This is a genomic window from Streptomyces axinellae (assembly GCF_039532135.1).
Classification (GTDB): domain Bacteria; phylum Actinomycetota; class Actinomycetes; order Streptomycetales; family Streptomycetaceae; genus Streptomyces; species Streptomyces axinellae.
The window spans coordinates 1-12519 of record NZ_BAAARJ010000017.1 but is presented as its reverse complement, the minus strand read 5'-3'; the positions used below and the strand labels follow the sequence as shown (position 1 = coordinate 12519).

Here is a 12519-nt window from a genome sequence, read left to right as displayed (position 1 = left end):
ACGAGGGGGGAAGGCGCATGTTGCCTCGTCGTGGCAAGAGAACTTGTGGCGATCGGGACGAGCGGGCTCCGGATGGTCGCCGGGGCTGCCACACTGCTCGGACCGGAGGCGAGTACCGGCAGTGGAAGGGGCGGCGTTGAGCGAAATCCCAGTGGAGGCGGCCGGGAAACAGGACGATGTACGTCGTGCTCTGGCCCTGCTGAATGCCGCGGGCGCCCGGATCGGCAACTCCCTGGACCTGGAGACCACGGCCCGCGAGCTGCTGGACGTGGCGGTGCCCCAGTTCTGCGACCTGGCGTCGGTGGACCTGTACGAGAACGTCCTGGCCGGCGACGAGCCCCGTCCCGTCGGCCCCCCGTCCCCCGACGAACCCGACGACCCTGCCGGAACCGGAACCGGAACCGGAACCGGAACCGGAACCGGAACCGGACGCGGGAGCACCGGCGGTGTCGTCCCGCAGAACGGCACGCGCAACGGCACCCTCAACGGTTCCCAGAACGGCACGCTGCCCCGGCGGCGGCGCGGGCCCTTCGGCTCGCCCCGGGGCGAGGTGCGCAGGGTGGCCTTCGCCAGCGCCGTCTCCGACGCGCCCTACGGCTTCGGGCTCACCGACGAGGAGAACCGCCCCGAGCACGTCGGCACCTCGCAGCCCTACCTGGGCCGGCCCGCCGAGGTCGGCTCCACCCACTGCTACGCCGACCACTCCCCGTACGCGCTGGCGCTGCGCACCGGCCGGGTGCAGAACATCCAGGGCCAGGACGGCACCGTGCCCGCGCAGTTCGGCGCGGTGGTGCAATCGACGCTCGCCGTCCCCATGGTCGCCAGGGACCGGGTGCTGGGCCTGGCGCAGTTCTCCCGCGCCAAGGGCAGCGAGCCGTTCGGCGAGCGGGACGGGGCGCTGGCCGCCGAGTTGGCCGCGCGCGCCGCTGTCTGCATCGACAACGCCCGCCTGTACCGCAGGGAACACGAGCGTGCCCTCATCCTCCAGCGCAGCCTGCTGCCCCCCGGCGACCCGGAGGCGGCCGGGCTGGACATCGCCTGCCGGTACCTGCCGGGCAACCCGGCCACCGAGGTCGGCGGCGACTGGTTCGACGTGATCGAACTGCCGGGCCACCGCACCGCCATCGTCGTCGGCGATGTCATGGGCCGCGGCCTGCGCTCCGCCGTCGCCATGGGCGAACTGCGCACCGCCGTGCGGACCCTGGCCCTCACCGACATGGAACCGGCCGAGGTACTGGGCGCGCTGGACGAGATCGCCCGGGGCCTGGGGGACGCCCCCAACAAGCGGCACAGCGGGCGCTCCCAGCGCGCCGCCGACACCGACTTGTCCGAGGTCTACCTCGCCACCTGCATCTACGCCGTCTACGACCCGGTCTCGCGGCGCTGCACGTTCGCCAACGCCGGGCACCTGCCGCCGATACTCGTCGAGCCGGACGAGCCGGCGCTGCTGCTGGAGGTGCCCAAGGGGGTGCCGCTGGGGGTGGGCGGCGAGCCCTTCGAGGAGATCGAGGTCGAGCTGCCCGACGGGGCCATGCTCGCGCTCTACACCGACGGCCTGGTCGAATCCCGTGACCACCCGCTGGACGAGGGCCTGGACCGCTTCCGCTCGGCACTGACGGATGCGGCCGAACCGCTGGAGGACACCGCGGACCGGGTGCTGCGCACGCTGAACGTGCACCACGGCGAGGACGACATCGCGCTGCTGGTCGCCCGCGTGGAGGGCCTGGCCGAGACGAACGTCGGCGACTGGACGCTGCCCCCCGAGCCCCGCTCGGTGGCGCGGGCCCGCGAGCTGGCCCGCGAACAGCTCACGGCCTGGCATCTGGACGCGCTCGCGGACACGGCCGAACTGCTGGTGAGCGAACTGGTCACCAACGCGCTGCGCTACGGCGAGGGCAACATCCGGCTGCGGCTGATGCTGGACCGGACGCTGGTGTGCGAGGTGTGGGACGCGGGCCAGGTCCAGCCGCGCAGGCGGCGGGCCCACGACACCGACGAGGGCGGGCGCGGGCTCCAGCTCGTGGACCTGCTGAGCGGCGGCTGGGGCAGCAGGCGGACGCCCACGGGGAAGGCCGTCTGGTTCCAGATGCCCCGCCCCGAGGAAGGCGCCGTGGCACCCGACCCGGCCGAGGCACTGCTGAGCCTGTTCTGACCTGTTCTGGCCTGTTCTGACCTGTTTCTCACCTGTTTTGATCCGGGCGGGTGGCGTGGTGGGGCGGTGGCGCCGGGTGTTCCCGGGTGCTCGTGCCGCGGACGTTCGTGAGACCGTGCGCTCCGGGGTTCTCGTGCTCCGGACGCGGGAGTGACGTCGTCCCTCGCCGCCGTCCGACCCACCCGCCCAGTCTCCGTCCGCCTCACTTCCGTCCGCCCCCCCGACAGAAAGCGACCGCACCACCATGGTGAGCGCCACCCCCCGGACCTCCCCGCCGGACGCCCGGCAGACCGGCACCTGGACGGACCAGGTCCACTCGGTGCCCGCGCGGGGCCACTACCCCGACGTGGACGAACTGCTCGCCTCCTTCCGCGCGCTGGCCGAACGGCACCCCGGGCTGATCCGTGAACACCGCATCGGCACCTCACGGCTGGGCGAGCCGCTGTACTGCTTCACCGTCCGGGAGAGGCAGACCGTCCGGGAGTGCCAGACCGCCGGGGAGGGGCAGACCGCCGGGGAGGGGCAGCAGTCCGCGTCCGCTCCGGCGCCCCCGCTGCCGGACGCGGCGACGGGCGCGGCGCCGGGGGAGGACTACGTGGTGGTCGGCGGAGTGCACCCCAACGAGCCCGTCGGCGCTGTCACCACCCTCCACCTGGCCACCCGGCTGTGCGAGGACGAGGCGCTGCGCGCCCACTTCGGCGGCGGCTGGCACATCGTGCCGTGCGTCGATCCGGACGGTGCCCGGCTCAACGAGGGCTGGTTCGCCGCCCCCGCCGACAAGTACCGCTACGGCCGCCACTTCTACCGGCCGCGCGGCGAGGAGCAGGTCGAGTGGACCTTCCCGTTCGCCTACAAGGACGCCTACTTCGACCGGGTGCTGCCCGAAACCCTCGCCCTGATGCGGCTGCTGGACGCCACCCGGCCGCGCTTCTTGACGACCTTGCACAACTGCGAGGCGGGCGGCGTCTATTACTACCTCAACCGCCCGGCGCCCGCGCTGTACGAGCAGCTCACGGCGATCCCGGCCGCCGCGGGCATCCCGCTGGCCACCGGGGAGCCGGAGGCCGCGCACGCCCCCGTGTACGCGCCCGGCATCCACGGGGTCATCGACATGCGCGCGGCCTACGACTACCTGGAGAGCCACGGCGGCGACCCCGCCGCCGCCCTGGCCGGGGCCTCCAGCGCCGCCTACACCGAGCCCTACGGCACCTTCTACTTCGTCGCAGAGGTCCCGCACTGGACCCATCCCGACTCCGACGACGAGACCGCCACGGCCCGCGGCCACCCCGACGTGCTGCGGGAGCGCGCGGCGAAACTTCGGGAGGCCGGGGAGTTCCTGGCCGGCGTCCTGACGGCCGCCGAGCCCGAACTGACCCTGGACACGCCCTTCCTGCGGGCGTCCCGCGCCTTCGTCCCCGGGCTGCGTGAGCTGAGCGACACCGAGACCGCGCGCGCCGCCAAGGTGCCCGAGCGGGCGGCCACCGTCTCGGAGTGCTACTCGTGCGAGCAGTCGATGCACAGCCTCCGGGTCCGCTTCGGCGGCATGCTGCTGCGCGCGCTGGAGGCCGAGACCGCGGCGGGCACCGCCACCCGCGAGGTCCGCGCGCTGCGCGCCGGGCTGTTGGAGCGCTACGACCAGTGGGCGGCCGAGTCGGCGGTGGCGATGGGCGAACCGTTGCCCATCGCCACCTTGTCCGGGGTGCAGTACGCGGCGCTGCTCGCCGCCGCCGACGAGGCGCGCGCCGAGGGGGCCCGCGCCGATGAGGCCCGCGCCGACGAAGCCCGCGCCGAACGGGCCGCCGCCCGGAGGCCGGCGTGACCACGGGGGTGCCGGACGCCCCGCGGCTGCTGCGCCGGGTGCGGTTCCCCGGGCAGGGGCAGCTGTTCGACGTCGCGCTCGCGGACGGGCGGGTCACCGAGGTCCGCGCGCACACTCCGGGATCCGCCGCCGGGGGCGCGTCCGCCGAGGGCCCGTGCGCCGACATGGCGGGGCGGGTGCTGATCCGGGGGCTGCGGGACGCCCATGCGCACCTCGTCCAGTGGGCGGTCCTGCGCCGGAGGCTGGATATCTCGGGCGCGGGTTCGGCCCGGGAGACTGTCCGCGCCGTCCAGGAGGGCGCCGCCGCGCTGCCGCCAGGTGAGCTGTTGACGGGCTACGGCTTCCGCGACGGGCTGTGGCCGGACGCCCCGCACAAACGCCTGCTCGACGCCCTGCCGGACGGCCGCCCCGTGCTGCTGATCAGCGCCGATCTGCACACCGCCTGGCTCAACTCGGCGGCGCTCGCGCTGCTCGGCGAGGGCGGGCACCCGACCGGGGTGCTGCGGGAGGACGCGTCCCTCCGCGCCACCGCGCGGCTCTCCGGCGTCCCGGTACCGACCCTCGACGGCTGGGTGCGGGACGCCTGCGAGGCCGCCGCGCGCCGGGGTGTGACCGGCGTCATCGACTTCGAGTGCGCCGACAACGTCACCGACTGGGAGCGCCGTGCGGTGAGCGGCACGCCCCCGCTGCGGGTGGCAGCCGCCGTCTATCCGGAACACCTCGACGCGGCCCTGGCGCGGGGCCTGCGCACGGGCACGCCGCTTGGTCCGCCTGGTTCGCTGCTGGAGACCGGGCCGCTGAAGCTGTTCACGGACGGCTCGCTCAACACCCGTACCGCGCTGTGCCACGACCCCTACCCGGGCTTCGGCGCGGGCGATCCCGAGGCGTACGGGCTGGCCCAGACGGTGGGGGAGGAGCTGGTCGCCGCGTTGCGCCGGGCGGCGGACCACGGGTTCGTCCCGGCCGTGCACGCCATCGGAGACCGCGCCAACCAGCTCGCGCTGGACGCCTTCGAACAGGCGGGCTGTGCCGACCGGATCGGCGGTGCCGGTCGGGTGGGCTGTGCCGGTCGGATCGGCTGTGCTGGTCGAATAGAACATGGCCAACTCGTCCGGGCCGAGGACTTCGGCAGGTTCGCGGAGCTGGGCATCACCGTCGGCGTTCAGCCCACCCACGCGGTGGACGACCGCGATGTGGCCGACCAGCACTGGCCCGGCCGCACCGCGCGTGCCTTCGCCTACGCGGACCTGCTCGCCGCGGGCGCCCGGTTGGAGTTCGGCTCCGACGCTCCGGTGGCGCCGCTGGATCCGTGGCGCGGTATCGCGAACGCGGTGGCCCGTACGGACGATGACCGCCCCGCCTGGCATCCGGAGCAGCGGCTCACCGTGGCGCAGGCGCTGACGGCCTCCACGGGGGGCCGCTTCGCGGTACGCGCGGGCGACCCGGCGGACCTCGCCGTCCTGGACGCCGACCCGCTCACCTCGGACGACGCCACCTTGCGGCGCCTTCCCGTGCACGGCACGCTGCTCGCCGGAGCGTGGTCGCACCGCGAGAACTGAAGCGGTAGCTCCTATTCCGCGCCCTGTTCCCTTTGCGGACCCGCACATTTCCCGCACCCGTCGAAGATTCAGTTGAACCGTCGGCGCGTGCGGTGCGTAAGTAGGGAATAAGCAGCGTCTCTCCCGACTCGCAAGGGAACCTTTTATGCCTCCTGACCAAGAGGATGAAGGGTATGCGAAGGCGACCTACAGGCTTTTCGGCCTGACCGGAAGCGGAATCGCACACCAGGTGGTGGCCCGCCCACTGCCGCCCCGAAGAGACCCTGCGAATATGCCGGAGTCCGGGGCACGTGACAGCGACAGTGACTGCCACAGTGGCAGTCGGCAATTGTCCTGCCTGGACGAAGATTCCGGAACGAGCGGGCCCTGCGGGAAGCAGCGCCCGCGAAAGCGGGAATCGGAACCGCGCTGACGGGGGCCGCCTTCCCGGACGTGCCCGGACGTGCCCTGTCCGGTGACCGTAGCGAAACGGGCGCGGTGAACCGCGCATTCGGCGTGCCGGAAACCCAGGTGCGTCAGGAAAGCAGCCCGCCACCAACGGGCCGCAGGATTTTCCCTGCCTGATATCCACGCGCGGCTCGGCGTGCTCGATTTGTGCCCGCACGATCTGTGCCCGCACGGTGTGTGAACGCGCGATCGCATGCCCGATTCCCGCCCGTGCGGTCCGGCGTGCCTGATTCCCGCCTGCTCGGATTCCGGCGGAATGCCCGCCGGAGCAGCACCCGTCCGGCGTCCAGGACACCCGGCAGGAAGCGAACTCACAAGGAGATCACACATGATGGGCAGTACCCCGAACCGTACATTCCGTCGCTCCGCGTTAGCCGCGGCGGCGGCGCTCGGCGTCACCGCGAGTCTTTTCCTGAGCGGCGTCGGCCAGAGCGACGAATCCGAGAAGCTCGTCGCCAACGAGCCGCAGAAGGAAGGCCCCGCGCACATGGCGGACTTCGCCGCCGCGTCCGCGCCGCAGTGGAACTTCCCCCGCGCCAACAGCAACGACCCCTGCTGGCCCGAGGACCCGTTCGACGACGAGGGCAACCCGAAGAAGGGCGTGCTCAACAACTGGCCCGACACCGACAGCGGTTGCCATCCGCTGAGCGACGAGGAAGCCGACATGAGCAAGGAAGAGCGGGCCGAGAAGGGGGTATGGGACTTCCCGACCTTCTGGACGGCCCGGAAGTGCACGGCGGACGAGGTCCGCGTCACCTACTCCATCTACCAGGCCACCAGCGGCTTCAAGCCCTCCGGTCACCCGCACGACTTCGAGCACATCGATGTCGTATGGAACAAGCACGGCGAGGACTGGACCCGCTCCAAGCTGCTGCTGAGCGCGCACGGAAAGCACCGTTCCGTCGATTGGGACGACGCAGAGAGCTGGGACGCGGACGGTGGCAGCGCGGGCAAGGGCCGGGAACTCCCCCGGATCTTCGTCGGCTTCGGCAGCCACTCCATGTTCAACGACCAGGAAAAGGGGCTGAAGGACGTGGCGTCCGCCCTCACGGACCTCGAATACCGCCAGGCCGACTATCCGCAGTTCTCCGCCACGAACCACGGCAACGAGGAGAACGGCCTGGTCCGGGTCGAGCCGGACGGCGACCTGTACAAGAAGTTCAAGGACAACGCCTCGGCCTTCGGCAGCGCCGACGGCAACCCGGCCGCCTTGGCGGACGGCATGTGCGACCACAGCTGACGGGCCCGTACTGGCCGGTCACCCCAGCTGACCGCCCCGGCCGACAGCTCCGGCCCGGCGACAGGACGAGGGGCCCTTTCCCCGCAGGGTCCCTCGCACGTGTGGGCGGCCGGCGTCCGGCCGCCGACTGCCGGTTTCCGCGTGAACGTCCCCCTTCCCGCAGCCACCGAATACGGCGGGTTGAACCGGTAGCCATTCGCGACACGTAGATATCGGAAGCGGTGTTGCTGCACGAGGTGACAGGGAGTGTTGGATGTCTGACGATATGTGGGAAACGGCCGAGGCCGAGAGGGCGGTAAATCTCGACAGGGCGCGGGCCAGGGAGGTCACCAGCGGCTACGGCCCCGGTGGTGAGCTGAAGCCCCGAAAACTGCCGGCCTGGGGAACTCTGGGGCTGCCCCTGCGGCTGATGAAGCTTGTGAACCCGCGTGACGACCAAACAGCGGGCCCCGAAGAGGCGCGTGCGCTGGAGCAGGTCGCGGACCTTCCTGTGAAGCGTATGGAGGATGGCCGCTACAAGATCGACTCGGATGTGTGGAAGGGGGAAAAAACCCGCACCTTCCACTTCATCCCGCAAGAGCCGTCGGTGACCATGGGAGCGCAGCCGCAGGCCGCCGTACCGGCTCAGTCGTGGGGCCAGTTCCAGGTGCAGTGGAACTTCGCCGGTCCCGCTCCCGTGGTGGCGAGTTACTTCCCGCATGGAAATGGACAGCCAGGTTTCCATGAGCCGGTGTATGCGCCGAACCCCATCGGGCCGTCCGCTCGGGATTCTCAGCAGGCTGTGTTGCCGTCACAGGACCCGCAAGCCCTACAGCGTGGGCAGAGCAGATCGACGCGGAAGAACGCGCGGCAGGGCCAAAAGCGGCTTCCGGCGTCGGAGGCAGCCGGGTCCCGGCCGAGCAAGCGCAAAAGGACCGCAAGGTCGTGATCCGGGGGTGCCCGAGGCGCTGTCCACCGGAAAGGAGTGCCGAATTCATCGTCCAGTACTGACGCGCGGGACCAAATGAGCCGACACGCTCTTCCGCCCGTTCAGTTGCACCGATGTCACGTAACAAAGCTTCAGGGAATCCGGCTCACCTGATGCGTGAGAGCGGTTTCGGCCGGGAGGTGCCGGCCGGGCCTTGACTCGCCTCGATGGCGCGGACCCGGCCGGAATGTGAACCAGTATCCGGCGTGTGTGCGGAGTCGCAGGGAAGGGGCTCCCCACCAGAATGTCAAGGGGTTCGGTAAGCCAAGTGGTTATAGTGGTCCTCAGTACGCGGCAGCATTCAGTGCGTGGTACAAGAAATACCCAGAAATGCGCGGACTAATTCCCAGCTGGGGACAGCGCATGAACGGTCTGCACATTGGGAGACGGGCGAAGAATCTGCGGTCGCTGTCGGTCGGCCAGAGTGTGGCGGTGACCCCGGAAGAGGACCACGTGCTGTCCACCGTCGGCGGCCTCATCATGGACCGCAGCAACCCTGACTGTGTAAAGATCAGCCAGGGTACCCTGACCCAGTACGAACATCGCCTCGCGGTAGCGGACCGACGGAATGCCGTTCAAATTTACGCGCTCTACGGCGAGGGCGGAGCCGCGCGGGGAACCCTGCCGAGGTGGACGGAGTCGGGAATATGCCGACGTCTGTATGACTTGATGAATTCGTCGAGCGGTAGCGTTGCGGGACAGCTGGAAGCGCGAGCGCTGGAGCAGTACGCGGGACTCCCCGTGACGCAGGTGCACAGTGGGCGCTTCAAGATCGACAGGGAGGCGCTGAACGGCGAGAAAGACCGCGTCTCTTATTTTCCGTCAGCTGAGCAAACGGAGAACTACGGCCCACCGCCGTTCGCGGCGCACAACCAGCATGCGGAGCCGTCGAGTCCCTTCCGGGACGGGGACCAGGCACTGATGGCGGAGCCGTCGGGTCCCTTCCGGGACGGGGGCCAGGCACTGATGGCGGAGCCGTCGGGTCCCTTCCGGGACGAGGGCCAGGCACTGATGGCGAAGGCGTTCGCGCTGCGCCAGTTCCAACAGGAATGGAGTCAGCCGTACGGGGCTCCGGGCGACGGTGCGGAAAGCGGTGTCGTGTATGCCCCGGGGACATTTGAGGCCGGAGCCGTACCGTCGTCGGTCGGGGACGTGTCCATGGCCGAGGCGTGGTCGTGGGCCCCGGCGGACATGAGTGGGCCGATGGTCATGGGTGACCCTGCCGTGGATGATGTCCCGGCCCTGGTTCCCGGCTCCGGGGACACGGCGTACCTGAACCCCGTCGCGACGCACGCTCAATCGTCCCGGCAGACTTTGGAGCCCACGCGGAACTGGCAGGCTCAGCAGACCTCCTCGGGCCGGCGGATGCAGCAGAATCCGCAGTCGGCCTCACAGGTGTATGCGCCGGCTGGGACGGCCTGGTTCCAGCCCCAGCCCCAGCCCCAGCCTCGGTCCAAGGGGACGGCCGGGCGCTGACGTGTCCCAACGGCACGGCTCGCGCGCGGTGTTGAACCGGTACCCGGTGCGTATACGTAGTCGTAGGGGAATGGTGTACCGCTGGATCGTGTCGAGGAGTTCACGGGTCTACGCTCGGAGTCGAACCGGTGATCTTCTGTGGCGCGTTGACGTGTGAAGTGCTTTCTTTTTGCGATATATCCGGGAGGATCTTATGCCGCGTTTTCTTCGTGGTGAGGATTATGCGAAAGCATTCCGCGCCTATTACAAGAATAATCCACGGTCGCATGGAAAAGCGCCTGCCCGGAATGCGATTGAAGGAGAAATTAAAATTGGGGTGCGGGCGTCGAATTTGCACAATCCCAAGAACAAGGCGGCGGTGAGCCGCGAAGAGGAGGAGGTGCTGAAGGAATATGGTGTTGCGCTGGCAAAGGATAAGGATCGCCGGCTAAAAATCAGCAGCAGCGTAAAGTTCTCCCGGAGTGCAGAGTCGATCGAGGCCGACCTGAAGCATGCTGCGGGTGTCCGCGAGCTTTATGCCCCGGGTGGACAGCAGAAAGGAACCCGCCCGAACTGGACAACGAGCACGGGCCAACGCCTGAACCAATTGTTGCTACCGAGTGGAAAGTGTACGGCGGACCATGAGGAAGCGCGGGCGTTGGAGCAGGATGCGGGCCTCCCGCTGATCAAGACGGAGAATGGCCGCTACAGGATTGACGCGGAAGTGCTGGACGGTATCCAGCCCCGTATTTACTACTTCGGTGAGCCCGCGCCCGTGGCGAGTTCTGGTCCGCCGCTGAACGCGTCGCAGGATCAACAGTTTCCGCCGCAGTACCCGCAGTGCCAGGCCCCGGACGCATCGCAGGGACGGGACCAGTCGTACGCATTGCAGATGTTCATGCAGGAATGGTCCCAGCCGTACGCGGTCCTGGAGGGCGGCGCGGAAAACGATGTCGTGTATGGCTCTGGGGTATATGGGCCCGGCGCCGTGCTGCCCTCGGTTGAGGATGTGTCCATGGCGGGTGTATGGGGCCCGCAGGTCGATATGAGCAATCCGGTGGCCGTGGGCTACCCTGCCTTTGGCAGTGGCCCGGTCCTCAATCCCGGATTCGACGGCCCGGCGTACATGAACCCCGTCGCGACGCACGCCCAATCGTCCCGGCAGGCTTTGGGACCCACGCCGAACTGGCAGGCCCAGCAGGTCCAGCAGCCGGGCCCGCCGCAGGTGCACGCACCGTCCGGGGTGCCTTGGTTCCAGGCCCAGCTCCGGCCTCAGAGCCAGGGCAAGGGCAAGGGGCCGGCACCCTCCTGATGCGGTGTGCCCGCGGGGGAGGGCGCTTGTCGCCGGATGCAGGAACTGCTTTCAGGTGATCCCCAATATATGGCGGGCCCCGCGGAATGTGCGGCGCGGAGCAATTTAGCGGGTTTCCCGATGGCCACGTTGTCGGACGGGAAACCGTGCGGTTCGACGTGGTCAAAATGTTGGGGCCAGATGCTCCCTTTCTTCAGTACGGCGGTCCTGCTTCAGTCGCGGGGAGTTCCTTTCAGTAAGGAGGGCAGTCGCAATTCGACGGGTCGCTGTACGCGCTGCTGAACCTCGTCGGCTCGTACGCCCAGCATTCCCAGCATTCCCAGCAGGCTCTGCTGCCTTCGCGGAACTGGCAGGCTCAGCAGACCTCCTCGGGCCGGCGGATGCAGCAGAATCCGCAGTCGGCCTCACAGGCGTATGCGCCGGCTGGGACGGCCTGGTCCCAGCCCCAGCCCCAGCCTCGGTCCAAGGGGGCGGCCGGGCGCTGACGTGCCCCAACGGCACGGCTCGGGCGCGGTGTTGAACCGGTACCCGGTGCGTATGCGTAGTCGTAGGGGAATGGTGTACCGCTGGGTCGTGTCGAGGAGTTCACGGGTCTACGTTCGGAGTCGAACCGGTGATCTTCTGTGGCGCGTTGACGTGTGAAGTGCTTTCTTTTCGCGATATATTCGGGAGGATCTTATGCCGCGTCTCAGTAAAGACAGTTATGTGGACTTTGCGAAAGCATTCCGCGCCTATTACGAAAATAATCCACAGTCGCGTGGAATGATACCTGCCCGGGGTGCGGTTGAAAGAGGCGTGAAAATTGGCGTGCGGGCGTCGAATTTGCACTCTCTCAAGAACAATGCGGCGGTGAGTCGCGAAGAGGAGAAGGTGCTGAAGGAATATAATGTTGCGCTGACAAAGAAGGATGGCCGACTGAAAATCAGCAGCAGTGTAAAGGTCGCCCGAACCGCAAAGTCGACCGAAGCCGACCTGAAGTATGCTGCGAATGTCCGCGAGCTTTATGCCCAGGATGGACAGCCGTACGGAACCCTCCCCGCCTGGACATCGAGCAAGGGCCAGCGAGTGAATCAATTGGCGCGAATAGGAGGAGAGTGCACGGCGGGCCCTGAGGAAGCGCGGGCGTTGGAGCAGGATGCGGGCCTCCCGCTGACCCAGACGGAGACTGGCCGATACAGGATTGACGGGGCAGTGCTGGCAGGTAGAAAGCCCCGTTCTCACCACTTCGGTGAGCACGCGTCCGTGGCGAGTTCTGGTCCGCCGCTGAACGCGTCGCAGGATCAACAGTTTCTGCCGCAGTACCAGGCCCCCGACGCATCGCAGGGGTGGGACCAGTCGGAGTACGCATTGCAAATGTTCCAACAGGAATGGAGTCAGCCGCACAGGGCTCCGGGCGGCGGTGCGGGAAGCGATGTCGTGTATGGCTCTGGGGCATATGGGTCCGGCGCCGTGCTGCCCTCGGTTGGGGATGTGTCCATGGCGGGTGTATGGGACCCGCAGGTCGATATGAGCTCGGTGGCCGTGGGCGACCCTGCCTTTGGCAGCGGCCCGGGCCCCAATCCCGGATT

8 protein-coding genes are annotated in these 12519 nt (G+C 68.9%); all 8 read left to right on the top strand.

The features are described from left to right. Positions 1-136: 136 nt before the first annotated feature. Complete coding sequence (locus ABD339_RS23750; RefSeq protein ID WP_344568475.1) at positions 137-2152, top strand: ATP-binding SpoIIE family protein phosphatase; 2016 nt, start codon at positions 137-139, stop codon at positions 2150-2152. A 244-nt stretch (positions 2153-2396) separates the two neighbouring features. Further along, entirely contained in the window at positions 2397-3971 is a 1575-nt protein-coding gene (locus ABD339_RS23745) for a M14 family zinc carboxypeptidase (protein WP_344568474.1), read from the top strand. Next, positions 3968-5530, top strand: a complete 1563-nt coding sequence (locus ABD339_RS23740) for an amidohydrolase (protein ID WP_344568473.1) — start codon at positions 3968-3970, stop codon at positions 5528-5530. Before ABD339_RS23745 ends, ABD339_RS23740 begins: the two co-directional genes overlap by 4 nt. Before the next feature lie 775 nt (positions 5531-6305). Then, positions 6306-7217 (top strand): hypothetical protein, encoded by a 912-nt coding sequence (locus tag ABD339_RS23735; RefSeq protein ID WP_344568472.1) that lies wholly within the window; start codon positions 6306-6308, stop codon positions 7215-7217. A 253-nt stretch (positions 7218-7470) separates the two neighbouring features. After that, a complete protein-coding gene (locus ABD339_RS23730; RefSeq protein ID WP_344568471.1) occupies positions 7471-8145 on the top strand; it encodes a hypothetical protein in 675 nt (224 codons plus the stop codon). A gap of 402 nt (positions 8146-8547) precedes the next feature. After that, the gene (locus tag ABD339_RS23725) at positions 8548-9660 is read left to right on the top strand and encodes a hypothetical protein (RefSeq protein ID WP_344568470.1); all 1113 of its coding nucleotides are present in this window, start codon (positions 8548-8550) and stop codon (positions 9658-9660) included. Between the two features lie 193 nt (positions 9661-9853). After that, positions 9854-10951, top strand: a complete 1098-nt coding sequence (locus ABD339_RS23720; protein ID WP_344568468.1) for a hypothetical protein — start codon at positions 9854-9856, stop codon at positions 10949-10951. 678 nt (positions 10952-11629) lie between these two features. Further along, positions 11630-12519 (top strand): hypothetical protein (locus tag ABD339_RS23715; RefSeq protein WP_425576075.1); only part of this gene is annotated, 890 nt, incomplete at its 3' end.